Raw genomic sequence first — 25,772 nt, forward strand, 5'->3', positions numbered from 1 at the left:
CGGCCACCCCGCCCGGAGGCGGAGGGCCGTCTCACACCGAGGTCCGCTCACCCACGTGCAGGTCGACGCCCTTCGGCTCCTTGACGAGTGACACCGCGACGAAGGAGACCACCGAGGCCGCCACGATGTAGGCGCCGATGGTCCACGAGGCCTGGAACCGATCCAGCAGCAGTTCCGCGATCATCGGGGCGAACGCGCCGCCGATGATCGCACCCACCGCGTAACCGATCGAGACGCCGGAGTAGCGGATCGCGGCCGGGAACATCTCCGCGTACAGCGCCGCCTGCGGGCCGTAGCTCAGCCCCATGCCGAGGGTGAACACGAAGACCGCGGCGGTGTAGGCGACGATGCTCCGCGTGTCGATGAGCAGCCACATCGGCACCGACCAGACCGCCAGCATGACGTAGCCGATCTGGAAGGTGCGCACACGGCCGATCCGGTCGCTGAGCCACCCGCCGTACAGCGTGGACACGAGCCAGCCGAACGAGGCGAACACGGTCGCCAGCAGCACGGGGCCGCGCTCCATTCCCAGGCCGAGCTCCGCCTCGGGACGGGACGCGTAGGTGGCGATGAAGGCGATGACCAGGTATCCGGCGGCGTTGTTGGCCAGGAAGATCAGGGCGGACAGGACCACCTCGCGGGTGTTGCCCTGGAAGAGCCGACGCAGCGGAGTGGCCGCGGTGGCGCTGAGCTCCCGCATCGACCGGAAGACGGGGGACTCCTCGACGGACTTGCGGATCAGGTGACCGACGATGATGAGCAGGAAGGACAGCAGGAAGGGGATGCGCCAGCCCCACTCCGCGAAGGCGTCGGCACCGACGATCGCGGTGATCAGCCAGACGACGAAGGTCGCGAGGATCATCCCGCAGGGCACGCCGATCTGCGGGTAGGCGCCGAAGAGGCCCCGCCTGGTGGTCGGCGCGTGCTCGACCGACATCAGCGCGGCGCCACCCCACTCACCGCCCGCGGAGAACCCCTGGAGCACACGCAGGGTGATGAGCAGGACGGGGGCGACCACACCGACCTGCGCGTAGGTGGGCAGCACGCCGATGAGGCAGGTGGACAGCCCCATCATCACGAGGGTGCCGACGAGGACCCGTTTGCGACCGAGCCGGTCGCCGAGGAAGCCGGCGACGACGGCGCCCAGGGGCCGGAAGAGGAACGAGATGCCGATGGTGGCGAAGGACAGGACCTGGGCGGTTCCGGGGCTGGCCTCGGACAGGGGCGCGAGGAACAGCGGAGCGAGGACGATTCCGGCCGCCTGCGCGTAGATGAAGAAGTCGTACCACTCGATGGTGGTGCCGACCATCGTTCCGGCGAGGACGCGGCGTCTCTCCCGTCGTTCGGCGGTGGGGCCCGCTGGTGCGACCTGGGGGTCGGAAGATGCCATGGGGGTACTCCGTTTGCTCTCAACCGGCCCGCTCGGGACCGGATCTGACCATCGGACCCGCGATCGGTCAACACCGGACGAGTCCGAGGACACCATGTCATGTGACTCAATCCACTTTTTAATCGGGGTGGGTCTTTTCGCAGCTCGATGGCTATGAACTGACCGAACGGTCGGTGAGTGTTCGGAAGCACCGCGCCATCGCGCCAGGAAAGTCCCTGATCGGAGCGGTGGGCGGTGGGGAGCGGCGGGGGGGCGGTGGCGCCAGTGGAGGTCGGGGGCCGACAACGGGACGGCGCGGGTCGGCCCACCGGCGACGGAGGGACCGGGCGGCGACCCGAAGAAATCCGGCCCCGGAGGGAACCGGTGGCTTGGTTAACAGCAATAGACCACTTAGGTAAACAAAACATCCCATTTGCCACCATTGCCACGAATCACTCCATACCCGCTCTCCGGGAGTGAGCCACAGCGGCGTGGGCCGTGCCCAGGGTGTCGTCACCCGGTGGGGCCCATCGAGATTCTTGGGGAGGATCATTTGCACGCGGAGCTCAGTCGGATCGATGCCGCGGACGTGCTGGAACTCCGGTTCGCGGCCGAGGAGGAGCTCGGGGCCGGTCTGGCCCTGCTACGGGACGGGGCCGACGGGGGCTCGGTCCCGATCCCGGACGTCGAACGGGAGGGCAGGGTCCTCCGCGCCCGTCTCGCCGACCTCCCGCTGGAGGACGGAACCTGGAACGTGGTGTCGATCGACCGCTCGGGACGCCCGGCGCCGGTCCTGACCCGCGACTCCGGTCTCAGCCTCAGCGGCAGGTTCGACTACGTACGCCAGCGACGCACCCGTGACCTGCGCACGATCCGCGACCCACGGGGGCGTTTGCGGCTCGTGACGTCCAGTGTCACCCCGTACGCGGAGGTGGAGTGGGTGGAGGTCGGCACCGACACGATCACCGTCTCGGGCTTTTTCGCCTACACCGCCGGCGGGGACGGCGCCGCGGTCGGCGAGGTCGTCGCCCGTCAGCGGAGCCTCGACGGTGTCGTGACCGCTCCCGCCGCGCTTGACGGCGACGCCTTCCGCTGCGCGATCCCGCTGGAGCCGATCGCGGGCGCGCACGAGCCCGAGCGCAAGCACAACGAGTGGGACCTGTGGCTCAGAACGCCCGACGACCAGGCGGAGCTGCGCCTCGCCTCGCACGCCGACGACGTCGTCGGCAAGAAGGGCAAGGTCGTCTTCGCCCGGGCGGACCTGGCCGGAGGGGGCGGTGACGGCGGACCCGCGGTGCGGATCCGGCCCTACTACACCGTCAAGGACGAGTTCTCCCTCCTGGCGACCGAGCGGAACGAGGCCTCCGCGTGAAGATCGCCTTCCTCATCGCCAACGGCTACGCGATGGGCGGAACGATCCGCACGGTCTACAACCTCGCCGAGGGGTTGTCCGCCCACCACGAGGTGGAGATCGTCAGCCTGGTGCGGCACACCGACACCCCGTTCTTCCCCCTCCCCGAAGGGGTGGGGCTGCGTGCCCTGTCCACGACCGGGGTCGCCGAGAAGACGTTCCACAGGCTGCCCGGCCTGGCCAGCCTCCGCTACCGCGAGCGCGCCATCTCCCAGCTCGTCACCGGAACGGAGGCCAAACGGGCGAATTTCTTCACCGCGCGATCGTTGTCCGCGCTCCGCCGGTACCTGCGGGAGACCCGGGCCGACGTCGTCATCGGAACCCGTCCCGGCCTCAACCTCCTCCTGTCCCAGTGGGCGCCGGACCGTGTACTCGCCATCGGCCAAGAGCACGTCAACCTGGGGAACCACTCCGACGAACTGCGTGAGGCCGTCACGCGCCACTACCCCCGCCTCGACGGGATGACCGTCCTGACGGAGGCGGACCGGTCGGCCTACCGAGACCTGCTCGACGCCGCACCGGAGTGGCTGGCCGCGGTACCCAACCCCCTGCCCGCGCGCGACTACCCTCGGTCGACCCAGGACAACCCGATCATCGTCGGGGCCGGACGCATGGCCCCCGTCAAGCAGTACCCCAAGCTCATGGAGGCGTTCGCGGTCGTCGCGCACAAGCACCCCGAGTGGCGGCTGCGCATCTACGGCGGCGGGAAGCTGGACAAGAAGCTGCGCAAGAAGATCGTCGAACTGGGGCTGAGCAACCAGGTCACGCTGATGGGGCGGACCAAGGACCTCACCGGGGAGCTGGCGAAGGCCTCGCTGCTCGCGGTCAGTTCCCGTGTGGAGGGGTTCGGGATGACGATCATCGAGGGCTTCTCGGTGGGCGTCCCGGCGGTCAGCTTCGACTGCCCGCACGGGCCGGGGGAGATCATCGAGGACGGACGCAACGGACTGCTCGTCCCCGACCAGGACGTGGACGCGCTCGCCGCCGGTCTGCTGCGGCTGGTCGAGGACCGGGACGAGCGGCTGCGCATGGGGGAGGAGGCGGTTCGGTCGGCCTCCTCCTACGCCATGGAGCCCGTCATCGAGCGCTGGAACGCGTTCCTGGCCGAGCGGCTCGCCGCCAAGGAGGCCGGGCGGCGCTCCCGGCGTGTCCGTCCGGCGGGACCGAGCGAGGTCGTCGCCTGAACCGGGCAACGCACCGGCCGCCTCCGCTCACGGAGGAGACGGCCGGTGCGTGCTGGTGCCCCGGCCCCGGCCCCGGCCCCGGCGGGCGAAGGTGTCAGTCCTCGGCCGCCGTTCCCGGATCCGACGTGGCCTCGGCCGCGTCCTCCCGGGCCCCGGCACCCTGTTCCCCGGTCCGCGCGGCCTCCTGCGGAGCCTCCGTGACGGCGGCGATCGACTCCGCGAGCCGCCCACCCGCCTCGGCCGCTCCCGTGTCGCCCGCGGCCTCGGCCCTGGCCACGATGTCCTCCAGCAGGGCGACGGCGGTGCCGCTCGCGATCAGGTCCTCGTACAGATCCGCGTACGCCTGCTGGTAGAGCGCCTCGAAGCCGGCGTCGGCCAGGAACCGTTCCTTGAGTTCCCCGCTGCCCCGACCGCCCATACCGCCGGGGGCCTCCGCGGCGTCGGGCGCCTCCATCCCCTCGGGAAGCTCCATCCCCTCGGGCGGTTCCGCTCCGCCGGGCGGTTCCATCCCCTCAGGCGTCCGCCACCCTCCGGGCGCCCGCGCTCCGACGTCCTCGCCCGTGCCTGCCTCCGCCGCCCCGCCCGCGCCGGGCCCCATGCCCATCGCGTTGAAGGCCCCGTTCAGGTCCCAGGACAGCACGGTGAACCGCTCCCCCTCCGTGTCGTACCAGAGGTAGTAGTTGTTGCCGGGGCCGTCCATGGCGTCACCGTTGGAGATGAGGTCCTGGAGGGCCAGGTAGCGGGCGAAGGCCTCGGTGTCCAGGTACGTGTCGAGCTGCTGGGCGAACTCCTCGTCGTCCGCCTCCCCGATGAACTCCAACAGGTCCATGACGGGCTGGAGGTCGTATCCTCCCTCGTCGTTGATCTGCTTGAAGGCGTCCTCGTAATCGGTGGGGTCACCGCCCAGGTACTCCAGGGACCCCTCGGCCCTGCCCTTGTAGAGGACGCCCTCGCCGAGGGAGTCCGCCCACACGGCGTCGGGCGCGTCCAGGAGGATGCGGACCGCCGTGTCCCCGCCGTTGACCGTGACGGAGGTGAACGTGTAGTCCTGCGTGGTCTGCCCGTCCGCGGCGGTCAGTTCCAGGGCCAGGGCCTCGTTGAGCGCGGTGTCCGAGGCCGAGGTCGCCGGGCGCAGCGCGATCTCGGTGTGCCCCTCGTAGGCGCGGCCCTCGGCGAACTCGTCGAAGCTGATCAACCACGGGAGCGTCTCGGGCCGGTCGTCGGACAGGGTGGTCATGTTCATCCCGCCACCGGCCCGACCGGTGCCCGTCTCCTCCCCGTCCCCGCCGCCGTCCTGGCGCAGACTCATGAGGGTCGAGTTGCCCTTGAGCCGAAGCCCGACGTCGGTGATCGCGGTCCCGTCGATGACGACGTCCGCCCGGATGTACTCCTTCTCCCCCTCCTCGCGGAAGGTCTCCAGCATCTCCTCGTACTCGGACTCGTCGAAGGTCACCTCGATGGTGTGCTCCCCGCCGTCGAACGGGTCCGCGGCGCCCTCGATGTCGTTGGTCACGGTGTCCGCCGAGACGAGCTCGGACGTGACGTAGGGACGGACCCTCGCCCCTCCGAAGACCAGGACGAGGACGGTCAGGGCCACGAGCACGGCCGCTGCCGCCCTCCAGTGTTGGCGGACCCGTACGGGGATCCGGTGGCGCGGGCGGGTGTACCGCGTCCGGCGCGGCCCGAGGTCGTCGTCGGCCATCGCGATCACAGGTCCGTCTGGTCGTATCCGGTCAGGACGGTGACCTTCTGACCGGAGTTGAGCGCGCGCAGCCGCTCGATCACGTCACCCGCCCGGACGCCCTTCTTCAGACGTGCCGTGTAGGCCATTTCCACCAGGGCGCCGCCGCGCACGGTCTCGGTGCTGATCAGTTCGTACTCGTCGGTGCACCGGACGAGGACGTCGTCGATCGCGGGCTCGTAGTCGGTGCCGTCGGCGGGGACCTGCGCCTTGACGACCTGGCGCTGGACGTTCAGCGCGAACCAGTTGAAGCGGTGCATGAGCACGATGACCGCGCAGATGACCAGGGTGGCGATGATCGCCAGCGTGTAGAAGCGGGTACCGCAGGCCATCCCCACTCCCATGACCAGGAAGATGAACCCGACGTCGCGGGTCTCCTTGATCGCGTTGCGGAAGCGGACCACGGACAGCGCGCCGACGAGGGCGAACGCGCGGGCGATGTTGGAGCCGACCACCAGCATGATCAGGGCGATCAGCATGCCCAGGATGACCAGGGTGTGGACGTAGCTCTGGCTGTAGGAGATGTTGCGGTGCGTGGAGCGGTAGGTCCAGGCCACCACGAGGCTGGTCACGAAGGCCAGCGAGAGTGCGAGGACCACGTCCGTGACACTGAACGTGCCGGACAGGTCGGTGATGCCGAAGTCGAGGTTCATGGTGTGCTCTCGGGGTCGGTGCGGTCAGGAGTGGAGGGGGTGGAGGTCGGCGCTCCCGGTGTCGTGAACGGGGCCGTGCCGCGCGGGGACGGGGCCGTGCTCGGATCCGTCCCCCTCCGGGACGTGGAAGACCGAGCGCGGCGCCATCCCGAAGGCCTCCACGCTCTGGCAGTACTTGGAGATCCGTTCGACCTGGAGATCGAGCCGTGCGGCCATGTCCGTCACCCAGTAGGGCGCGCGCTCGTTGGCCTTGACCTCCATCACCACGAGGTGGGGGTCGACGATGTAGCGGCTCTCCGCTTCCGCGCGCAGGTCGAAGTCGCGGTCGCGGCCGCGGACGCGGTGGTCGAGGGTCACGCGCAGACCGAGGTCGGCTCCGGTGCCGACGTAGGGCTCGCGGCGGTACCCGGTCATGGCGGTGGGACGCAGGTCGAGCCGGTGGACCAGGTCGAGGACCTCGTCGACGAAGGCCTGGTCGGTGTCGGCGTGCTCGACCCTGACACGCCGGTCGCACAGGTCCCTCGCCACGTCGTAGGGGAGGAGCACGCGGCGCTTCTGCGTGACGCGGTTGACCCGCTGCTTGATCTCCACCGACACGGGCGTGTCCTCCGGGGCCGCTCCAACCTCGCCGTAGCGGCGTACGCGCAGCTTCCGGCGGAACCTCAGCCCCTCGATCTTCTCGTGGTAGAAGCGCAGCGAACGGGTGTCGTAGTAGACGCTCCAGACGCCGTATCCCCGTCCTCCGCCGTTCCGGTCGGCGCTCATGCGGGCGGCGAGCTCGGCCCGCACGTCGGCCACCCTGGACACGGGGACCAGGTACTTGAGTTCGTACCGGTTGAACGCGTGCAGGGTGCTCGACGTCCGCAGCCGGTGGCCGGTGTCGCCGGGTCCGCCGTCGGGTCCGGCGCTCCTCGGGGCTCGTGGTGGTCGCACGTCGGGTGCCCTCCTCTCGTGGTGACGTCGAGAGGGACACAAGTCGACATGTGTGTGACGCGGGGGAGAACTTCCTGGGAGTTTCCTGGGAGTACCGGAGAGAAGCCCAGGTGGGAGGCGGGATCGGACCCAAGGTTGGAGTCGGGTGAGAAGACGGGGTGCGGGGTTCGCGGCGGATGTCGACATGGTGATTCGCCGTGGAGTCGACGGATCGACCGGTCGACACGACCGGCCCCGGCCCCGGCCTCGGCCCCTGGGCCGGGGCCGGGGCCGGGGGCGGGGCCGGGGCCGGGGGCGGGGCCGGTGACGGTGGGAGGCAGGGTGCCCGCCGTGGGGGAGACTGGAACGGTGAGCACCGACAACACCCGCCCCGAACCGCCGGTGACGAGCCCCTCCATCATCGTGTTGACGTTGGCGCGCCGCGTCGAGGCCGAACTCAACACCGCGCTCGCGCCGCTGGACCTGACCGTCGCACGGCTCGCCCTGCTCGGCCACGTCGCCAGCCTGCCGGGGGCGTCGTTCAGCGAGCTCGCCCGGATGGGCGGGGTCACGGTGCAGAGCGTGCACACCGGGATCAGGGCGCTCCAGTCCGCCGGGCTGGTGCGCGACCTCACCGCCCGAGCCGGGTCCGCGTCGGAGATCGAGTTGACGTCGGAGGGCGCCGCTCTGCTCGGCCGGGCGCACGAGGTGATCGTCGGCGTGGACGAGCGGATGTTCGGGCCGGAGGCGGACCCGGTTCCGCAGGAGATCGCGCGCACCATCCGCAGGGCGTTCGCCTCGGGCGGCTGACCCCGGTTCCCGCTGGCGCGGGACGGTTCCCGGCCCTTTTCCACCCCCACCTTCAACATGGCTGAAGCTCAGGGTAGGCTTCAGGCAATCTGAAGGTTGGAGGGAGAAACGGTGGAGAACGTCCTGCTGTCCGTCCACGTCCTGGCGAGCATCGTGTTCGTCGGGGGAGTCGCCGTCGCCACGAGTCTGTTCCCGCGGTACGCGCCGGTGGCCGAACCGGTGTCCGCACCCACCGCCGGGGCACCGCCAGGTGCCGCCGTCCCGTCCGAGGACGAGCGGAGCCGACGGGTCGCGCTGTCACTGCACCGCGTCACCCGGGTCTACTCGTTCCTCGGCGCCCTCGTCCCCATGGCCGGAATCGCCCTGGCCGTCGCGCAGGGGCGGATGGGCGAGATCTGGGTCAACGTCTCCATGGCCCTCACCGCGGCCGCGGCCGTCCTTCTGGCCTGGCAGATCCACCCGCGCCAGCGGCGGGCCCTGGCGGTACCGGGCGACGTGAAGGCGCTGAGCAGGCTCTCGATGGTCACGGGGGTCTTCAACCTCCTGTGGGCGACCGTCGTCGTGCTCATGATCGTCCGCCCCGGCGACCACGCCTGACCGCCGCCCCACCCACGAACGCACGGAGGAAGAACCCATGACCAAGCCCCACCCCATGCCCGAGTACGACGGCCTGGACCTGCCCGACACCGACCTGGCGCTGAGCGCGACGCGCTTCGCCCGCGACGCCGAGCACCCGGCGGTCTTCAACCACAGCGTGCGCACCTACCTGTACGGGCGCCACCTCGGCGAGCACCAGGGCCTGCGCCCCGGGCACGACTACGACGACGAACTCCTCTACCTCGGGTGCGTGTTGCACGACGCCGGCCTCAGCGACGAGGGCGACCGGGACCAGACCTTCGACGTCGACGGAGCCGACCTGGCCGCCGAGTTCCTCTCCGACCGGGGACTCGCCGACGATCGGGTGGAGGTCGTCTGGGACGCGATCGCGCTCCACCTGAGTCCCCACATCGCCACCCGCAAGCGTCCCGAGATCGCCCTGGTGACCGCCGGAGCCGGGTTCGACCTGGGGCCCCTCGGCCCGGGCGGGCCCGCGCTCCCGGAGGAGTTCGTCGCACGGGTGCACGCCGTGCTGCCCCGTCTGCACGGAGCGGCGGTGCTCCACGACGCGATCGTCGGGCAGGCGCTCGCCAAGCCGCACAAGGCACCGCCGTTCACCTTCGCGGGGGAGCTCGTCCGCCAGACGACGGGAGGGCGGTGGCCCACCTGGCGGGAACTGATGACCGCCGAGCCCACCTGGAACGACTACGACGGCTACCCGCCCGCCGCCTGAGCGGGGCGCCCCCGCCACGTCAGGCCGGGGCGCCCCGGCGAAACTCGACGAGGAAGCAGCCGAACTCGACCGCGCGGGCGTGCACGAGCGCGACCCGCGGGTCGGCGAACAGCTCACGCAGGGCGTCGTCGACCTCAAGCGCCCCCTTCCGGCCCCGGGACGCCTCGACCAGCCGCCCGCCCAGGATGCGCCCCCGGGAGTCGTAGGCCCGCAGGCCCCGGCGCGCCCCGTGGAGGACGGGCGGGGCCGCCGAGTCACCGGCGGGCCCGGAGCACTCCTCGGCGTGGATGAAGACCGGCCCGCACTCGTCGTAGGGCCCGGGGTCGACGCCGCCCTCGGCCGCCCAGCGACGCAGCGGAGCGTACGTGACGAGCGCCATCCGCTCGCCCGGGATGCTCCGCCGCAGGCAGCAGCGCAGCGGAGCGCCGCCCTCGTCGTCGGTGAAGGCATCCCGGCCGTGTCCGGCGTCGTCCCGGACGCGCAGTCCGGCGAGGACCGCGGGACCGATCGCCCGCATGTGGTGTGTCGTGGCCATGAAACCAGTATCGGACCCCCTCCCCGCGTCCGCCAGCGGATCTCGGACATCGCGTTCCCCGCAGGGTCGGAGCGAAGGCCCGCCGGTTCAGGGGCGGGCGACCCCCGTGCGGTACGCCCACACGACCGTCTGGAGCCGGTCACGGGTACCGATCTTGGCCATGGCCCGTCCCAGGTGCGACTTCACCGTGCTGGTTTCGATGAACAGCGCCCGGGCGATCTCGGCGTTCGACATCCCCTTGGCGAGCGACCGGACGATGTCGGCCTCGCGGGCGGTGAGCAGATCCAGCGCGTCGGCGTCGGCCGCACACGGGGGCCTGCGTCGGGCGAACTCGGTCATCACCCTCCGGGTCACCGCCTGGTCCACCAGCCCCTGCCCCCGGGAGAGACGGCGCACCGCGTCGACCAGCTCGTCGGGATCGGTGTCCTTGAGCACGAACCCGCTCGCGCCCGCCTCCAACGCGCCGAACACGTACTCGTCCAGGTCGAACGTGGTGACGACGAGGATCTCCGGCGCCCCGCTCCCGAGCCGCTCGAGGATCTCCCGGGTCGCGGACAGCCCGTCCCCGCCGGGCATGCGCACGTCCATGCAGACGACGTCGGGCATGAGGCGGGCGGCCGCCTCCACCGCCGTGGGACCGTCCCCGCACTCACCGACCACCTCGATATCGTCGGCCAGGTCGAGGATGACCCGAAAACCCGTCCGGACGATGGACTGGTCGTCCACCAACAGCACCCTGATCACCGTTCGCCCCTCCGCTCCACCGGTATCTCCCAACGCACCCGCCAACCACCGGGCCCGGTCGGCCCGACCTCCAGCGCCGCGCCCACGACCTGAGCACGTTCCCGCATGCCGAGGACTCCCAGACCGCGGTGCTCCCGGGCCGTCGCCCGCGCGCCGCCGGCACCGTTCTCGATGTCCAGGACCACGCGCCCGGACTCGTGGCGGACCAGGAGGCGGACCCGCGCTCCGGCCGCGTGGTCGCGGGCGTTGGACAGCGACTCCTGGACCACCCGGTAGGCGGTGACGTCGGCGATCGGCGGCAGGTCGTGAGCCTCCCCCTCGCGGACGAGGTCGATGTCGGCGCCCAGATCGCGTTCGGCCGCCACGAGCCGGTCCAGGGCGGCCAGCCCCGGCACCGGCGCTCCCCGGGCGCCCGGTTCGCCTCGGTGGTGCAGGCCCCCGCTCTCCTCGTCGGGGTCGCGCAGCGCCCCCACGACCAGTCGCAGACTCGCCAGGGTCTCCTTCCCCTGGGCACGCACCCACGCCATCGCCTTCCGGGCGGCCTCGTCGTCGCGGCCGACCAGCCGTTCGGCGGCGCCCGCCTGCACGACCATGCCGGACAGGTGGTGGGCGGCGATGTCGTGCAGCTCGCGGGCCATTCCGGCGCGCTCAGCACGGATCGCCGCCTCCAGGCGCTCCCGTTGGGCGCGGGCCTCCTCGTCGGCGCGGATCCGCAGCAGGTCGACGTAGCGGCGCCGCGTCCCCACGTAGGCGCCGACGAGCGCCGGGATCACGAACACCGGGAGGCCCGCGAGCAGCAACCCCAGCGACGCCGTCAGGGGGCTCTCCGAGATCAGCGGGAGCGTGATCTCGGGCGCCAGCCGCCCTATGACCAGGCTTCCGGCCGCCCAGTGCAGGAGGGTCGCGGCGACGACGACCGCCGCGAGCCGTCCGGGCCTGAGCCGGGTCCCGCAGGTGTAGGCGGCGACGAACAGCGCCGGCCCCTGGAGCCCGACCTCGGCCGGAAGCAGTGCCACCATGGTGACCTGGAACACCGTCGCGCCCAGGAGACAGGCGACGGGGTGACGGCGGCGTGCGCACACCGTCAGGGACTGGGCGACGAGCACGGCGGCGAGGGAGATCCAGGTGCCGGTCGGCACCACGACACCCTCCAGGTACTCCAGTGACGCGAGCAGGAACCCGACCAACCCGATCGAGACCGCGGTCAGCGCCACCGCCAGCGCCACGTCGCGGCGCCTCTCCCCGCGCAGCCCCACCCGGTCGAGCGTGTCGTCGACCAGGGCTGCCGCGGCGAACGGAGAACCCGGCGCCCATCGCACCGGCCCGTCGTCGTTCGTCACCGCTTCCCCCTCCGTTCCGTCCCGAGCATGATGCCGGGGTCAGTACGACACGTCGACCGCGACCAGCCCGTACGCGAGCGCGAACCACTGCACGCAGAGCAGCGCCGCCAGGACCAGCGAGGCTCCCGTCCAGCGCTTCCACCCGGCGCGGCGGCGCACCTCGTCGAACAGCGCCCACGCCGCGGGGAGGACGGCGAGGATCCCCAACAGCTGCAGGCCTTGAAGCCCGCGCAGGGCCGCCTCGGGGACATCCCGCAGTCCCAGGAGCATGACGACCACCACGGCCCATCCGACGAGGGCCGTCAGCGCGGCGGCCACGCCGACACGGGTGAGCACCCGGGCCGCGCGTCCGGTCCCGTCCCGGTCGGGGCGGGGCTTCCGTCGGCGCGCCAGCGCCCCGATCGGCCAGGAGAGCACCGCGACGAACAGGACCGCGACGGACGACAGCAGGACCGGCAGCACCAGGGACGCGTCCTCGGAGGGCTCGGCCCGCAGGAGGGTGAACGCCGGGTCGAACACGATCGCCGCCATCCGGCCGTCGGACTCCCGCATCGTGAGCGTGCGCTGCCCTCCGACCTCACGCCACACCCACGGCTCGACCTCCTCGTAGACCGCGGGGGTCAGGGTTCCCGGCCCCGGGCTCACCAGGATCGTTCCGTCCTCCCGGGCCTGGATCCGGGTCTGGGTGAGGAGGTCGAACACCGACATGAAGGTGCTGTGCATCGTTCTGGACGCCGTGTAGACGCCCTCGGCCATCGCCGCGTGCTCGGCGGCCGTGTCCGTTCCCTCCGGGACCCGCCCCTCGCCCGGCAGGTAGCGGTCGGCGAACCCGTCGACGACCGCCTCCCGCAGGCGCAGGCTGTCGGCGCCCTCGTGGCCCCCGCCGTTGAGCGCCACGAAGATCCCGGTGCCGTGGTCGGGCTGGATCCGCACGTGGGCGTGGAAGTAGAGGGTGTCGCCGCCGTGGCCGAGCGCGCGGCGACCGTCACGGCCCTCCTCGAAGAACCCCAGTGTCATGCGCGGACCCTCGGCGAGCGTGCCCAGCGTGTCGGCGTCCAGCGCGGGGGAGTGCATGAGGGCGAGCGTCTCGGGGGTGAGCGGGGCCGTGCCCGGGTCGGCCTCACCAAGGTGGGCGAGCATGAAGCGGGCCATGTCCGGGGCCGAGGTGGTCAGCGCGCCCGCCGGGGCGTCGTCGACGACCTCGAAGCGCCCGGCCGGCCCGGTGCCGTCCGTGTACCCGTTCGCCAGACGCTCGCGCAGGTCCTCGGGGAGCGGCTGGGAGAAGGTGGAGGAGTCCATACCGAGCGGCTCCAGCACCTCCCGATCCACGTACTCGTCGAAGGGGACCCCGCTGACGCGTTCGACGACATAGCCCGCGAGCGCGTTGCCGTAGTTGGAGTAGGCGGGGACGGTGCCGGGCGGATACACCTGGGCGGGCGGGTCCTCCGCCAGGTAGCGCCGGAGGTCGGGGGCGCCCTCGAAACGGATCATCCCCCTGATGCGCTCCTCGAAGCCGGGGGTGTGCGACAGCAGGTGCCGCAGGGTGACGGGGTCGTCGAACTCGGTGGGAACGGTGAAGTCGAGGTACTCGTCGACGTCGGTGTCCAGGTCCAGGGTCCCGTCCTCGACCAACGTCATCACGGCGGTCGCGGTGAGGAGCTTGGACACCGATCCGACGCGGAACAACGTGTCCTCGGGGTCGACCGGTACGGGTTCGCCACCGTCGGCGCCGGTGTCGGCGTACCCGTAGCCGCGGGCGGTGAGGAGTTCACCGTCGTGGACGACCGAGACGACCGCGCCGGGAATGCCGGTGTCGTCGAGCGCGGCGGGGAGCAGACCGTCGAGCCAGGCGTCGACGTCCCGCGCGGTGAGGTCGGCGGCGGCGGGCACGGGGGTCGCGGGAGCGGGGAGGCCGCCGGTCGCGGGGGCGGAGCAACCTGCGGCGATCACGGCGAGGACGCCCGTCGAGGCCGCCAGGGCGGCGACGGGACGTCGGCGGGGGCGCGGGGGTGGGGCGGTGGGGGTCACGGTCCCTCTCCTTCCGGTGGGGTGACCCCAGCGTCGCGAACCGGACCGGCACGGCACATCGGGCACGGATCGGCATTCCGGTTACGACCTTCGGAGGAGGCGGCTCCCCCGCTCGGCGGACATGTCACCTTGTCGACTCATCGCCGGAGCGATGTCTCGACATCCCGCCCCGCGCGGACGCCCACCGGCCTCGGGTGTGGACGCCGACGCCACCGCTCCCGTCCGGAGGCCTACCAGCCCCAGGCGGGCCGGGTGAAACGCCAGCCCTGCGACTCCATCTCCGGAACGAGCTGGTCCACGGCGGCGACGGTCTGGCTCCGGTCGCCGCCGCCGTCGTGCAGGAGGACCACCGAGGTCGGCGTGATGGCCGCCCGGAGCCGGTCGACCAGGACGCCGGTTCCGGGGGTGGACCAGTCGAGGACGTCCACACTCCAGCCCAGGGGCCGCATACCCATCTCGGCCGCCACCTCCGGCGATTGCCCCCAGGCGCCGAAGGGCGCGCGGAAGTAGCGGATGCGGGCGTCCGGCGCCGCCGCGTGGATCGCGGCGTTGGTGGCCAGCAGCTCCTCGCGGACCTCTTCGGGGGACCAGCCGCTCACGTCGTCATGGCTCATCGTGTGGTTGCAGAGTGTGTGGCCCTCGTCCACGATCTCGCGGACGAGTTCCGGGTACCGCAGCGCCTGGTCGCCCAGCACGCAGAACACGGCCCTGACACCGTGTTCGTCCAGGACGTCGAGCAGCCGCGGGGTGTTGTCGGGGTGGGGTCCGTCGTCGAAGGTGAGGGCGACGGCCATGCCGCCCCTCTGGGTCGAGTCGACGATCTCGGGGCTGACCGCCCCGGCGGAGCGCGCGTACGCCGGTCCCCCGGCGCACAGGACGAGTCCGACGGAGAACAGGACCGCCAGGAGGCGGGCCGCTGCCGGGGGGTGTCCGATCCTCTTCGTCACACAGGCCTCCTCAGCCGTGCTGCACGCGAAGTCTTCAGAAAACTTTGTTAACAATTACAGCGAGAAAGATAGACAGCCCCCGGACACGGTGTCAATGGAAGCGGGTGCCCTCCACCCGGCGCGGGCGGAGGGCACGCGATCGCTACGCGGGACCGATGTCGACCCTCACGTCCGTGAACGACACCGCCTCGTCAGCGCCCCGGTACCCGGTGGAGCGGGCGTCGAGGGACAGGTCGACGCGCAGGCGCGGCCACCGCTCGTGGGAGAGGCCGTGGGCACTGGTCCGGGTCGTGCTGTCGACGAGTTCACGGGCCAGCCGCAGCATCTGCCCCGGCTCACCGGGGCGGGCGTCGGGGGACGAGAAGACGTCGCGCCCCCGGCGGACGTCGCCGGACTCCGGGACCAGATCCGACTTGTCGGCCGACGGGAACGCCGTCCACGTGTCCGCCCGGTAGGTGTCACCGTGGGTCAGGGACGTCCAGCGCACGCCGGTCGCCGTCCAGACGCCCTGGTCGGAGCCGGCCGAGGTTCCCCTCAGGTCCAGGACGTGGACCGCGCCGGAGCCGACCACCCGCAGGCCGCCGTCCGCGGAGGCGACCAGCGCGGTGTCCTCGTCGACGCCGAACACCCGGTCCTGTCCGGTGTCCAGCGCGAGCCTGGCCATCCTTCCCTGCCTGCCGCGTTCGGCGAAGTGGGTGTCCACCAGACCGTGGGAGAAGAACCCGAACCCTCCCTCGGGAACGTAGCCGAGCACACCGGGGTCCTCGAAGTAACCGGGACTGGAGCCGTCGACGATCGCGGGGTGGCTGTCTCCTCCGGTGACCATCGGGCCCGCCTGCTGGATGACGGCGCCCGCGCTCGTGCCCGCCACGACGGCGCCCGCGGCGGCCCGCTCACGGACCGCCGCGAGCACGGCGCTGTCCTCGTGGCGGTCCCCGCGCAGCAGGGTGGTGACGTAGCGGTACTGGTCGCCCCCGCCGAAGAGGAACCCGGTCATGTCACCGACCCGGGCGGCGACCTCCGCCGACTCGGCGTTCTCCGGATGGTCCAGGTCGACGGGGATCCACTCCGCCTCCCCGGCGCCGTGGGCCTCCAGCAGGTCGACGTAGTACTCCCCGTTGCAGCGGCTGTTGTTGCAGTCGGGCGTCCCGGCGTCGGGGTCCTCGGACTCGGGGCGGGACGAGGCGGTGATGACGCCGATACGCGCGTCGCCGCCGCCCGCGAGCCGGACGATCTCGTCGTAGATCCGGTCGTCGGCCAGCGAGCCGCCGACGAGGACCACCGGACCCGCGTTCGACGCGGCGGCCGCCGGCCCGTTCGGCGCGGCGGCCGCCGGTGCGGCGGAGCCGAGCAGTGCGGCCGCCAGTCCGACGGCCAGGGTCACGGCCGCCGAGCGCGGCCGGGTGGGGCGTCTCTTCGATGGCATGGGCATCCTCCTGGGAGATGGGGCCGCCTTGGTCAGCGGACGGCCCGGAACGCTGCCCCCTGTTCGCCCCGCGCGCGTGCGCGGGGACGTGTGTCGGCGCCGGGAAGAGCGCCCGGTGCCGCCCGTTCAGCCCTCGACGGCCGACGCCGCGGGGGGCTCGGTCCGGAGCGCCCCCTCGCCCGCCGTCCACAGGGCCAGCTCCGCGAGCAGAGCCGTCCTCGGGGCCACCGAGTCCAGGTCGAGCCACTCGTCGGAGCCGTGGTCTCCTCCGCCCACCGGACCCAGCCCGTCCAGGACGGGGGTCCCCCGCTCGGCGATGAGGTTGGCGTCGGCGCTCCCGCCGGTCGGTACGGCGGCCAGGTCGATCCCCGCCCGCCGGGCCAGGTCGAGGTACCGGTCCCGCAGCAGGGCGTCCCCGGCCCCCGGGGTCCAGGGCGGAGCCGGGGCCACCACGGCCGTGGCCGCCTCGACCCCCGGGACCAGCGCCGTCGAGGCGATCTCGTCGATCGCCGCGAGAACGGCGGAGTAGGAGGACGGGAGGTCGGCGCGTACGTCCAGGACGAGGGTCGCCGATTCCGGCACCACGTTCGGGCGGTGGCCCGACCGCATCACGCCGATGTTGACCCCCACGTCCGGCCAGAGCCCGTTGAGCCGCTCGATCCGAACGGCCGCCCGCGCGCAGGCGAGGGCGGCGTTGGCCCCCGCCTCGCGTTCGATGCCCGCGTGGGCGGCGCGTCCGCGGAAGGTGACCTCCACGTCGGCGACGCCCTTGCGGCCTGTGACGACACTGCCGTCCTCACGGGCACACTCCAGGCACAGGGCCGTGTCCGCCTCGTCGGCGAGCCCGGCCAGCAGGGGGCGGCTGCCGAGCGAGCCGATCTCCTCGTCCGGCCCGCAGTAGACGACGAGCTCACCGGACCGCCAGTGGGGGGCGACGAGCTTCAGGGCGGTGACACCCGAGAGCAGGCCCCCCTTGTCGTCGCAGACACCGGGACCCCTGGCCCACCTCCCCTCCTCGACCGTGAACGGTCTGCGCACGGCCGTGCCCGGCTCGAAGACCGTGTCCATGTGGCCCGCCAACAGGAGCGTCGGCCCCGGAGCCGGGCCGCGCAGACGGCCCACGACCGCGTGCCCGAGCGGGCCGCCGTCCGGGTGGCGCACGGGCAGGCGCTCCACCTCCGCGCCGGCCTCGGAGAGGTAACCGGCGACCCGGCCGCCGACCGCGTCCACACCCGCGGCGTCCAGTGACCCGCTGTCCAGACCGACCAGCTCGCGCAGACGCTCCACGTACTCGGGGAGCAGTCCCCGGGCCTCCTCGCACCGACGTGCCACCGGATCCATCACAGCACCTTCGAAAGGAACGCCCGGGTCCGCTCCTGCCGGGGGGAGTCGAGAAGCGTGTTCGGATCGCCCTCCTCGACCACCACTCCGCCGTCCATGAACACCAGACGGTCGGCGACCTCGCGGGCGAATCCGATCTCGTGCGTGACCACGATCATCGTCATGCCGTCCCGGGCCAGCCCCCTCATGACCTCCAGGACCTCGCCGACCAGCTCCGGGTCCAAGGCGGAGGTCGGTTCGTCGAAGAGCATCAGCTCGGGGCGCATCGCCAGCGAACGCGCGATCGCGACCCGCTGCTGCTGGCCGCCCGACAACTGGCCCGGATAGGCGTGGGCCCGGTCGGCGAGACCGACCCGGTCGAGCAGTTCCAGGGCGTGGCGGCGGGACTCCTCCAGCGGCTCGCGCTTGACCTGGACCGGGCCCTCGACGACGTTCTCCAACACGGTCATGTGGGGGAACAGGTTGAACCGCTGGAAGACCATGCCGATCTCCCGGCGCTGGGCGGCGATCTCGCGCTCACGCATCTCGTGGAGCCGGCCACCCCTCTGGCGGTAGCCCACCAGGCGCCCGTTCACCCACAGCCGTCCGCCGTTGATCTTCTCCAGGTGGTTGACGCACCGGAGGAAGGTCGACTTCCCCGAACCCGACGGCCCGAGGACGCAGCAGACCTCTCCCGCGCGGACCCGGAGGTCGATGCCCCGGAGGACCTCCGTCCTCCCGAAGCGCTTGCGCACACCCTCGGCGGCCACCATCGTGTCCTGGTCCATTCAGATCCCCTCCCCGCGGCCGAGGAGCCGGGAGAGCGTCCCGGGCGGCCTCTCACCGAACCCGCGCCCGAAGCGCTTCTCCAGGTAGTACTGTCCGAGCGAGAGCAGACTGGTCAGCATCAGGTACCAGAACACCGCGACGGTGAGCAGCGGGATGACCTGGAAGTTCTGCGCGTACACGTTCTGGACGGCGGTCAGCAGGTCGCTTCCGCCGATGACGGAGACCAGGGCCGTCATCTTGAGCATGTTGATCGTGTCGTTGCCCATCGGCGGGATGATGATCCTCATGGCCTGCGGCAGGACGACGCGGCGCAGGATCCTGACCGGCCCCATCCCCAGCGCCTGCGCGGCCTCCGTCTGCCCCCGGTCCACCGACAGCATGCCGCCTCGGATGATCTCCGCGGCGTAGGCGACCTCGTTCAGGGCCAGCCCCAGGACGGCGGCGACGAACGGGGTGACGACCAGGCTCGTCGGCTCGTCGAGCAGGGCGATGTCGGTGAACGGAACGCCGACGAACAGCCGGGGGTAGAGCGCGCCGAGGAAGCCCCAGAAGATGATCTGCACGAGGAGCGGGGTACCGCGGAAGAACCACAGGTAGACCCACGACACCGTGCGCAGAACGGGGTTGGCCGACATCCGCATGGCCGCGACGACGACCCCGCCCGCCACGCCGATCACCATGGCGACGACGGTGAGGACCACCGTGATGCCGATGCCCCGGAACACGAAGTCGCGCGTCAGGTAGCTCAGGACCAGCCGGATGTCCAGGTTCGGGTTGGTCAGGAGGGACCAGAGCAGGGCGGACGCGCACGCGGTGACGGCCGCCGCCGCGAGCCAGCGACCGTAGTGGCGCACCGGAACGACGGCGAGGTCGGCGTCGGGCGGAGGGGACTCCGTCGCCGAGGTGGGCGGCGCGGCTGGAGCGGGCATCACTGTTCCTTCCAGGGGCGTGTGTGTCGGGGAGGCGGCGGGATCAGTCGATCGCCTGGTTGACGGTGGCCTCGTCCAGGGCGATGGGCTCCTGTCCCCACTTGGCGAGGATCTCCGTGTACGTCCCGTCGTCCATCAGGGACTGGACCGAGGACCGGTACGCCTCGACCAGCTCCTCCTCGCCCTTGAGGAAGCCGAAACCGTTGGGGCTGGCCAGGTAGCCGTTGGGGTGGTCCGGGTCGACGACCAGCTCGGCCTCGCCCTCCAGGGACGCCGCGGTCTCCACCAGGTTGACCTGGGTCGCTCCCACGGCGTCGACCATCCCGGCGCTGAGCGCCGTCACCGCCTGGGGGTTCTCGGGATAGCTGGTGATCTCGATCGGCTCGGCGCACTCGTCCTCGGCGTAGCCCTCCAGGATCTCCTCCTGCCGGGAGGCCTGTTGGACCCCGACCCGGAGACCGCACAGGTCGGCGATCGACGCGATGTCGAGAGGGTTCCCGTGCGAGACGAGGATCCCGGTGCCCGAGGCGGTGTAGTCGACGAAGGACGCCACGTCCTGCCGCTCCCGGTTGTCGGTGATACCGCCCACGATCACGTCGTACCTGCCCGCCTGGAGTCCGGGGACGAGGCCGTCGAAGGGCTGCTGCTGGAAGTCGGTGTCCAGACCCAGCCGGGCGGACGCCGCGACCATCAGGTCGTGGTCGAGCCCGGTGAACGAGTCCTGATCACCCTCCTCGGCGAAGGCGATGAAGGGTTCGTAGGGAGCGTTCGTCGCCACCGAGACGACGCCCGCGTCGCGGATGTGGGCGGGAAGGCCCTCGGCCAGCTCGGAGTCCGGTCCGACGGTTCCCACGCCTTCGATGGAGACGGGCCCGAAGTCCCCCTCGGGCTCTCCGCCGCCGGATCCGCCACAGGCCGTGGCCATCAGGGCGGTCAGGGAGACGGCGACGGCGACGCCGCCCATGCGTGTGGTCATCCTGTTCCTCCTCGGACGGGGGCCAAGGCCCCAGGGGATGGAACAGACGTTACGTTTCACTCTTAGAAAGGGCAACATGTAATGAATGAAACGTTACTTGGCCGAGACGTGCCCCACTGGAACATCCGTGAACCAGTGGCCCTCAGAGCAGGTCGAAACCCCGGCTGGCGTCCTCGAAGCGACGCATGCGCTCCTCCGCGCGACCGCCCAGGGAGTCCATGACCCCGGCGACCAGGGCCTCGCAGACCGCCATGGCCGGGACCAAGGAGTCGTACGCCGACACCGAGTCGACGTGGACGGGCAGGACGACGTCGGCGACCGCGGAGATCGGCGACAGCCAGCGGTCCGTCAGGAGGACCACCTTCGCCTCCCGGCGCGAGACCTCCTCCGCCGCGTGGAGGGACCACGCCTCGTACCTGCGGAAGTCGAAGACCACGAAGACGTCCCCGCGTCCGGCCTCCGCCAGCAGGTCGGCCCGTTCGACCGGGGTGTCGGGCAGCGTGACGGCGTTCCCCCGGACCTGCATCAGGTGCAGGGCGAGGTACTGGGCCAGGAGACGGGAGAAGCGCCCGCCCCAGGAGACGACCCTGTGCTCGGGCTCGCCCATCAGGCGGACCGCCTCGTCCAGTTCGAAGGCGGGAAGGCTCTCCAGGGTGGCGCGCACGGCGCCGCCCAACGTCCGGGCGGCCGAGGCCGCGAGACCGGCGCGATCCGCGTCCGGCCGCCGGTCGTCCCTGGCGGAGGCGTAGGCCGCGAGCGGCGACTGCTCGCGTTCCCCCAGCTCACCGAGGAGACGACGCTGGAAGCCGGGGTAGTTGTCGAACCCCAGCCGTCCGACGAACCGCAGTACCGTCGGCGCACTGACACCGGCGCGCTCGGCCAGCAGTCTGACCGTCTCCAGCCCGGCCGCCGGATAGTCGGCGAGCAGGGCGCGCGCGACCCTGCGCTCACCCGTGCTCAGACCGCCCTCATGGGTCCGGATCATGTCCGCGATGCTCGGCAATGCCACACTCTCCTCCTTGCGTAACAGATGTTACATAACGGCACTCGCACGGAGTACCGGAGAGGGGAGGAGATCGCGCCCGCCGACGCCGGGCGGATCACGGCCGAGTTTCGCTTTACTGACCGGTAAGTAACTTCTATCCCGCCAGCCATGGTGACGAGGAGCACACAGGCCTATCTTCTCTGCAGTGATGGCCCCCCATCACACCCACCCCCACCATCCCCCCACCCCTTCACACCCCCACGCACGCCCGCCGTGCGGTGAAAGGCCCCCGCTGATGATCCGTCGCTCCTGTTACGTGCTGCTGTGCACCCTCCTGCTGCTCGTCTTCGCCCCCCTCGCCGCGAACGCCGAGTCGAACGTCCACTACGTCGCCCTCGGGGACTCCTACTCGTCGGGTACGGGCGCGGGATCCTACGACCTCTCGTACTCCTGCCAGCGGTCCTCCCGGGCCTACCCCGCGCTCTGGGCCGAGCGGAACGCCGTCCAGTCCTTCAGCTTCGACGCCTGCAGCGGCGCGACGTCCGCGAGCGTGCGCAGCGACCAGCTCGGCTCCCTGTCCGCCGAGACCACCCTGGTCAGCGTCACCAGCGGGGGCAACGACGCCGGATTCGTCGACGTCGTCCTCGCCTGCAGGACCGGAACGGACCAGGACTGCTTCTCCGCGCTGGACGACGCCGAGCTCTACATCGCCGAGACCCTGCCCGGTGAGCTGGACCTGCTCTACGCCGACATCCGCGCGGGCGCCCCGTCGGCCCACGTCGTGGTACTGGGCTACCCCCGCCTGTACGAGACGACGCCCTGCTTCGGCGCCATCAGCGTCGAGCGGCGTGAACGCGTCAACGCCACCGCCGACACCCTCAACGCGGCGATCCACGACAGGGCGAGCGCCCACGGGTTCGCCTTCGCCGACGTGAGCCCCTCCTTCGAGGGCAGGCGTATCTGCGCCTCCTCGCCCTGGATCCACGGTCCCACCTGGCCGCTCTCGAGCTCCTACCACCCGAACGGCAGCGGCCACGACTCCGGCTACCTCCCCGTTCTGGCCGGAGCCGTCGGCTAGGCACGCCGGAAGAGACGTGTCCACCGCGCCCTCCGCCCCCGGCGGGCGCGGTGGACACGCCGGCCGTCACACCGGTCGCGGCTCCGCGCCACGAACGCCCCGCCCCCTGACCGGCCTGGTCACCCGTTTGGCCACGCACGGCGGCATCCCCGACGCGGTCTCCGGCGCGCGGCGCTGGTAGACGCTGGGAGGTACACCGACCAACTCGGTGAAGCGGGTGCTGAAGGTGCCCAGCGACGAGCAACCGACCGCGAAGCAGACCTCGGTGACGCTGAGGTCGCCGCGCCGCAGCAGAGCCGTCGCGCGCTCGACGCGCCGGGTCATGAGGTACGCGTACGGCGACTCACCGTAGGCCAGCTTGAACCGGCGGCTGAGGTGACCGGCGGACATGTACGCGCCGCGGGCGAGCGCCTCGACGTTCAGCGGCCGCGCGTACTCCCGGTCGATCCGGTCGCGGACACGGCGCAGCCGGGCGAGGTCGCCCAGTCGCCGCTCCTCGGCGCGTGCGCGCCCCCACGAGGGGTGGCACATGGAGAACTCCTTTCCGTCGATGTCCGTGAGCCCGTGACCAGTCGGGTCAGCGCACCTCCTGGATGCGGATCATGTTGCCCGCCGGGTCGCGGAAGGCGCAGTCGCGGACGCCGTACGGCTGGTCGGTCGGCTCCTGGACGACCTCGGCGTCGAGGGCCTGCACCTTGTCGAAGGTGCCGTCGAGGTCCGGGGTGGCCAGCAGGATCCAGCCGTAGGTGCCCTTGGCCATCATCTCGGCGATGGTGCGGCGCTCGTCCTCGGTCATCCCGGGGTCGGCGTCCGGCGGCGCCAGGAGGATGGACGTGCCGGGCTGGCCGACGGGGCCGACCGTGATCCAGCGCATCTTCCCCTGGCCGACGTCGGTGCGGACCTCGAAGCCGAGGACGTCGCGGTAGAAGGCCAGGGACGCGTCCGGGTCGTCGTGCGGAAGGACGGTGGTGTGAATGGTGATGTCCATGACGATCAGCCTAGGGAGCACACCCCGACCGGCGCTTCTCGATTCCTGACCGGCCCGGCCGCCAGCCCCGCGGCACGCCCGCCGGCGGTCGCCGCGTCCCGGCCTCAGTCGCGGACGACCTCGTACCGCAGGCAGGCGAAGGGCCCCTTGAGCCCGGCCTCCAGCGCGCGCAGCCGCACCCGCCCGTCCAACAGGGGAGCGCCCCCGCCCAGGCTGACCGGGGCGACGGACACGACGACCTCGTCGAGCAGGCCCAGCCGGGCCAGGTCCGCGGCCAGACGGCCGCCCCCGACCACCCACACGTCGCGCCCGTCGGCGGCCTCGACCATCTCCCCGTGCAGGTCCCGCAGCTCACGGTCGGTGTCGGCGCTGGCGAAACGCAGGTCCCCCTCGACCCGGGGAAGGTCGCGGTGGGTGAGGATCCAGGTGGGGGCCCGGTAGGGCCAGGGCTCGCCGCCCGTGTGCTCCCGGACCCACTCGTAGGTGGTCGCGCCCAGCACGATCGCGCCCGCGTTCTTGATGAAGTCCTCGACCTCGCTGAGGGCCTCGCCGCCCTCCGATCCCGGTTCGCCCCCCTCCACCGAGAACAGCCACTCCAGGGAGTTGTCCTGGTCGGCGATGAACCCGTCGAGGCTGGTCGCGGTGTTGTACACGGTCTTCACGGTGTGTCCCCTCGTCGTTCGTTGCGGTCGTGCAGCCATTCCAGGGGGTCGCCGTGGCCGACCTCGATCCCGGCCGAGCGCAGCATGTGCCGGACGGCCTGTCTGCGGTGCGCCGAGTACGTCAGGACGTGCGCCACGACCCCGCCGAGCATGAAGCTCTCCGGCGGATCGCACAGGGCGTCGATGAGCCGGTCGCCCCAGGCGTCTCGACGGCCCATGTCGTCCACGGCCGCGATCCAGCGCGCGCCCGCCTCCTCGTGGCGGGACCGCAGCGACTCGGGGTCGTCGGCGCCCCGTTCGGGGAAGTCGGAACCCTCGATCGAGGCCAGCCAGACCTCCTTGGTCCACACCAGGTGCTCCAGGGTGGCGGCGACGGACTCCTCCGGCCCGTCCCAGGACAGAACGGTGCGACCGGGGTGCCACGCCCTCCGGTAGTCCTCCTCCGGCAGATCCGCGGCCAGGCGGAGGAGGAACGCCGTGTCGTCCACGTCGTGGTGGATCTGCAGCGCGGTCAGGTCCATGGCGGGACGGCTCCTCGGGTTCCCCTCCACCCACAGGTGGAGCGGCGGGTGGAAGTGGACGCCGTTCGGAGAGGGCAGCCACCGTCCGCTCCCCGCGGTGGTGGCGCTGGGCGGGTGGCCGAAGGCCCGCGCGAAGGCGCGTGTGAACCCCTCGACCGACGCGTATCCGGCGGAGAAGGCCGCGTCGGTGACGCTGGTGCCCTGGCCGATCTGCCAGGCGGCCCGCTCCAACAGGACCCGTCGGCGCAGCGCGACCGGTGACTCCCCGGTGTCGCGGGAGAACCTCCGGCTGAAGTGGAACGGTGAGGAGTGGGCGCGGCCCGCCATATCCGACAGGCGCGCGTTGTCCTCGTCCAGGACGGCGTCGAGGAGTTCACGCAGACGGTCGCGCCCGGACGGCGGTTCGTCGGTGGGAACGGTCATGCGACCAGTATGTTCGCGCGGCGGCCGTCACCGCTTGACCGATCTTGCCCTGTGGCGGCGGCCCCGCCGGCGGGCCACGCGCGGAGGGGGCGGGGCTCCGCGTTCCGGTGGACGCGTCCCCTTGTCGACTCGTCGCCGGATCGACTCGTCGACCCCGGGGGGCCGCCTCCAGCCCCCCGGCGACGCGAGCGGGGTGACGAGCGTGCGCCCGCTCACGCCGTGTCGTCAGACCTCCCGCTGGGCGCCGATCTCCGTGATCAACCGCTCGACGCGCGTCCTGATCTCGTCGCGGATCGGGCGGACGGCCGCCACGCCCCGCCCGGCCGGGTCGGGCAGGGCCCAGTCCAGGTAGCGCTTACCGGGGAAGATCGGGCAGGTGTCCCCGCAGCCCATGGTCACGCACACGTCGGAGGCCTCCACGGCTTCGACGGTGAGGATCTTCGGGCTCTGGCCGGTGATGTCGATGCCGACCTCGGCCATCGCCTCCACCACGGCGGGGTTGAGCGCGTCGGCCGGGGCCGAGCCCGCCGAACGCACCTCGATCCGGTCTCCGGCCAAGTGGCTGAGCCAGGCGGCGGCCATCTGGGAGCGGCCCGCGTTGTGCACGCACACGAACAGGACGGACGGCGTGTCGGAGTGGGACATGGTGCGGGGCCTTCTCGTCTCGGTGG

Annotated in this window: 26 protein-coding genes; 6 read left to right on the forward strand and 20 right to left on the reverse strand. The window is 71.8% G+C overall.

The features are described 5' to 3' along the window. Positions 1-31: 31 nt before the first annotated feature. A complete protein-coding gene (locus KIK06_RS22030) occupies positions 32-1,390 on the reverse strand; it encodes an MFS transporter (RefSeq protein WP_442789788.1) in 1,359 nt (452 codons plus the stop codon). A 532-nt stretch (positions 1,391-1,922) separates the two neighbouring features. Between KIK06_RS22030 and KIK06_RS22035 the strand changes: the two genes are divergently transcribed. Together KIK06_RS22035 and KIK06_RS22040 are read left to right on the forward strand one after the other, a co-directional pair. After that, a complete protein-coding gene (locus KIK06_RS22035) occupies positions 1,923-2,741 on the forward strand; it encodes a hypothetical protein (protein ID WP_268644921.1) in 819 nt (272 codons plus the stop codon). Continuing rightward, a complete protein-coding gene (locus KIK06_RS22040; RefSeq protein ID WP_268644922.1) occupies positions 2,738-3,964 on the forward strand; it encodes a glycosyltransferase family 4 protein in 1,227 nt (408 codons plus the stop codon). The genes KIK06_RS22035 and KIK06_RS22040 overlap by 4 nt, the downstream gene beginning before the upstream one ends. Before the next feature lie 94 nt (positions 3,965-4,058). Here the strand turns inward: KIK06_RS22040 and KIK06_RS22045 are convergent, their stop codons facing one another. Genes KIK06_RS22045 through KIK06_RS22055 form a run of 3 tightly spaced genes read right to left on the reverse strand, consistent with a single transcriptional unit; the run spans position 4,059 to position 7,291 of the window. Continuing rightward, complete coding sequence (locus KIK06_RS22045) at positions 4,059-5,666, reverse strand: CotH kinase family protein (RefSeq protein WP_268644923.1); 1,608 nt, start codon at positions 5,664-5,666, stop codon at positions 4,059-4,061. A gap of 5 nt (positions 5,667-5,671) precedes the next feature. Then, a complete protein-coding gene (locus tag KIK06_RS22050; RefSeq protein WP_017601620.1) occupies positions 5,672-6,358 on the reverse strand; it encodes a DUF4956 domain-containing protein in 687 nt (228 codons plus the stop codon). Positions 6,359-6,382: 24 nt separating this feature from the next. Continuing rightward, entirely contained in the window at positions 6,383-7,291 is a 909-nt protein-coding gene (locus tag KIK06_RS22055) for a polyphosphate polymerase domain-containing protein (protein WP_268644924.1), read from the reverse strand. 348 nt (positions 7,292-7,639) lie between these two features. Between KIK06_RS22055 and KIK06_RS22060 the strand changes: the two genes are divergently transcribed. From KIK06_RS22060 to KIK06_RS22070, 3 genes are all read left to right on the forward strand, one after another. Further along, the gene (locus KIK06_RS22060) at positions 7,640-8,080 is read left to right on the forward strand and encodes a MarR family winged helix-turn-helix transcriptional regulator (protein WP_017601622.1); all 441 of its coding nucleotides are present in this window, start codon (positions 7,640-7,642) and stop codon (positions 8,078-8,080) included. A 111-nt stretch (positions 8,081-8,191) separates the two neighbouring features. Next, entirely contained in the window at positions 8,192-8,677 is a 486-nt protein-coding gene (locus tag KIK06_RS22065; RefSeq protein WP_268644925.1) for a hypothetical protein, read from the forward strand. Positions 8,678-8,714: 37 nt separating this feature from the next. Beyond that, positions 8,715-9,410, forward strand: coding sequence for an HD domain-containing protein (locus KIK06_RS22070; protein ID WP_268644926.1), 696 nt, complete (start codon positions 8,715-8,717; stop codon positions 9,408-9,410). 19 nt (positions 9,411-9,429) lie between these two features. Here KIK06_RS22070 and KIK06_RS22075 read toward each other — a convergent pair whose 3' ends face one another. From KIK06_RS22075 to KIK06_RS22125, 11 genes are all read right to left on the reverse strand, one after another. Then, positions 9,430-9,945: a DUF1203 domain-containing protein gene (locus KIK06_RS22075; RefSeq protein WP_268644927.1), complete on the reverse strand. Its 516-nt coding sequence runs from the start codon at positions 9,943-9,945 to the stop codon at positions 9,430-9,432. Between the two features lie 87 nt (positions 9,946-10,032). Then, complete coding sequence (locus KIK06_RS22080) at positions 10,033-10,689, reverse strand: response regulator transcription factor (protein ID WP_268644928.1); 657 nt, start codon at positions 10,687-10,689, stop codon at positions 10,033-10,035. Then, complete coding sequence (locus KIK06_RS22085) at positions 10,686-12,029, reverse strand: sensor histidine kinase (protein WP_268644929.1); 1,344 nt, start codon at positions 12,027-12,029, stop codon at positions 10,686-10,688. The genes KIK06_RS22080 and KIK06_RS22085 overlap by 4 nt, the downstream gene beginning before the upstream one ends. A gap of 39 nt (positions 12,030-12,068) precedes the next feature. After that, on the reverse strand, positions 12,069-14,057 hold the full coding sequence (locus KIK06_RS22090; protein ID WP_268644930.1) for a serine hydrolase domain-containing protein: 1,989 nt from the start codon (positions 14,055-14,057) through the stop codon (positions 12,069-12,071). Positions 14,058-14,287: 230 nt separating this feature from the next. After that, positions 14,288-15,004, reverse strand: coding sequence for a polysaccharide deacetylase family protein (locus KIK06_RS22095; protein WP_268644931.1), 717 nt, complete (start codon positions 15,002-15,004; stop codon positions 14,288-14,290). A gap of 142 nt (positions 15,005-15,146) precedes the next feature. Next, positions 15,147-16,430, reverse strand: a complete 1,284-nt coding sequence (locus KIK06_RS22100) for a cyanophycinase (RefSeq protein ID WP_268644932.1) — start codon at positions 16,428-16,430, stop codon at positions 15,147-15,149. Between the two features lie 126 nt (positions 16,431-16,556). Then, positions 16,557-17,771 (reverse strand): M20/M25/M40 family metallo-hydrolase, encoded by a 1,215-nt coding sequence (locus tag KIK06_RS22105; RefSeq protein ID WP_268644933.1) that lies wholly within the window; start codon positions 17,769-17,771, stop codon positions 16,557-16,559. Further along, positions 17,771-18,538, reverse strand: a complete 768-nt coding sequence (locus tag KIK06_RS22110) for an amino acid ABC transporter ATP-binding protein (RefSeq protein ID WP_327084660.1) — start codon at positions 18,536-18,538, stop codon at positions 17,771-17,773. The genes KIK06_RS22105 and KIK06_RS22110 overlap by 1 nt, the downstream gene beginning before the upstream one ends. Further along, positions 18,539-19,468, reverse strand: coding sequence for an amino acid ABC transporter permease (locus KIK06_RS22115; protein WP_268644934.1), 930 nt, complete (start codon positions 19,466-19,468; stop codon positions 18,539-18,541). A 43-nt stretch (positions 19,469-19,511) separates the two neighbouring features. After that, positions 19,512-20,444: an ABC transporter substrate-binding protein gene (locus KIK06_RS22120; RefSeq protein WP_268644935.1), complete on the reverse strand. Its 933-nt coding sequence runs from the start codon at positions 20,442-20,444 to the stop codon at positions 19,512-19,514. Between the two features lie 142 nt (positions 20,445-20,586). Next, complete coding sequence (locus KIK06_RS22125) at positions 20,587-21,453, reverse strand: MurR/RpiR family transcriptional regulator (RefSeq protein WP_268644936.1); 867 nt, start codon at positions 21,451-21,453, stop codon at positions 20,587-20,589. Positions 21,454-21,724: 271 nt separating this feature from the next. On the opposite strand from KIK06_RS22125, the gene KIK06_RS22130 reads away from it, so the two are divergent. After that, on the forward strand, positions 21,725-22,507 hold the full coding sequence (locus tag KIK06_RS22130) for an SGNH/GDSL hydrolase family protein (RefSeq protein ID WP_268644937.1): 783 nt from the start codon (positions 21,725-21,727) through the stop codon (positions 22,505-22,507). A 66-nt stretch (positions 22,508-22,573) separates the two neighbouring features. Here KIK06_RS22130 and KIK06_RS22135 read toward each other — a convergent pair whose 3' ends face one another. The 5 genes from KIK06_RS22135 to KIK06_RS22155 form a co-directional block, all read right to left on the reverse strand. Then, positions 22,574-23,038: a helix-turn-helix transcriptional regulator gene (locus KIK06_RS22135; protein ID WP_268644938.1), complete on the reverse strand. Its 465-nt coding sequence runs from the start codon at positions 23,036-23,038 to the stop codon at positions 22,574-22,576. A 46-nt stretch (positions 23,039-23,084) separates the two neighbouring features. Continuing rightward, positions 23,085-23,495: a VOC family protein gene (locus KIK06_RS22140; RefSeq protein ID WP_026128136.1), complete on the reverse strand. Its 411-nt coding sequence runs from the start codon at positions 23,493-23,495 to the stop codon at positions 23,085-23,087. 104 nt (positions 23,496-23,599) lie between these two features. Further along, positions 23,600-24,157, reverse strand: a complete 558-nt coding sequence (locus KIK06_RS22145; protein WP_268644939.1) for a dihydrofolate reductase family protein — start codon at positions 24,155-24,157, stop codon at positions 23,600-23,602. Beyond that, a complete protein-coding gene (locus tag KIK06_RS22150) occupies positions 24,154-25,101 on the reverse strand; it encodes a helix-turn-helix domain-containing protein (RefSeq protein ID WP_268644940.1) in 948 nt (315 codons plus the stop codon). Before KIK06_RS22150 ends, KIK06_RS22145 begins: the two co-directional genes overlap by 4 nt. Positions 25,102-25,326: 225 nt before the next feature. Further along, entirely contained in the window at positions 25,327-25,746 is a 420-nt protein-coding gene (locus tag KIK06_RS22155) for an arsenate reductase ArsC (RefSeq protein WP_268644941.1), read from the reverse strand. Positions 25,747-25,772 lie beyond the last annotated feature (26 nt).

Origin of the sequence: Nocardiopsis sp. EMB25 (assembly GCF_026797795.1) — a bacterium.
GTDB classification, from domain to species: Bacteria; Actinomycetota; Actinomycetes; order Streptosporangiales; family Streptosporangiaceae; genus Nocardiopsis; species Nocardiopsis lucentensis.

Coding starts and splice junctions, on each gene's coding strand:
- KIK06_RS22115 (WP_268644934.1), bottom strand. CDS start 19,468: ATGCCCGCTCCAGCCGCGCCGCCCACCTCGGCGACGGAGTCCCCTCCG.
- KIK06_RS22140 (WP_026128136.1), bottom strand. CDS start 23,495: ATGGACATCACCATTCACACCACCGTCCTTCCGCACGACGACCCGGAC.
- KIK06_RS22105 (WP_268644933.1), bottom strand. CDS start 17,771: ATGGATCCGGTGGCACGTCGGTGCGAGGAGGCCCGGGGACTGCTCCCC.
- KIK06_RS22030 (WP_442789788.1), bottom strand. CDS start 1,390: ATGGCATCTTCCGACCCCCAGGTCGCACCAGCGGGCCCCACCGCCGAA.
- KIK06_RS22045 (WP_268644923.1), bottom strand. CDS start 5,666: ATGGCCGACGACGACCTCGGGCCGCGCCGGACGCGGTACACCCGCCCG.
- KIK06_RS22120 (WP_268644935.1), bottom strand. CDS start 20,444: ATGACCACACGCATGGGCGGCGTCGCCGTCGCCGTCTCCCTGACCGCC.
- KIK06_RS22075 (WP_268644927.1), bottom strand. CDS start 9,945: ATGGCCACGACACACCACATGCGGGCGATCGGTCCCGCGGTCCTCGCC.
- KIK06_RS22155 (WP_268644941.1), bottom strand. CDS start 25,746: ATGTCCCACTCCGACACGCCGTCCGTCCTGTTCGTGTGCGTGCACAAC.
- KIK06_RS22135 (WP_268644938.1), bottom strand. CDS start 23,038: ATGTGCCACCCCTCGTGGGGGCGCGCACGCGCCGAGGAGCGGCGACTG.
- KIK06_RS22110 (WP_327084660.1), bottom strand. CDS start 18,538: ATGGACCAGGACACGATGGTGGCCGCCGAGGGTGTGCGCAAGCGCTTC.
- KIK06_RS22050 (WP_017601620.1), bottom strand. CDS start 6,358: ATGAACCTCGACTTCGGCATCACCGACCTGTCCGGCACGTTCAGTGTC.
- KIK06_RS22150 (WP_268644940.1), bottom strand. CDS start 25,101: ATGACCGTTCCCACCGACGAACCGCCGTCCGGGCGCGACCGTCTGCGT.
- KIK06_RS22130 (WP_268644937.1), top strand. CDS start 21,725: ATGATCCGTCGCTCCTGTTACGTGCTGCTGTGCACCCTCCTGCTGCTC.
- KIK06_RS22070 (WP_268644926.1), top strand. CDS start 8,715: ATGACCAAGCCCCACCCCATGCCCGAGTACGACGGCCTGGACCTGCCC.
- KIK06_RS22100 (WP_268644932.1), bottom strand. CDS start 16,430: ATGCCATCGAAGAGACGCCCCACCCGGCCGCGCTCGGCGGCCGTGACC.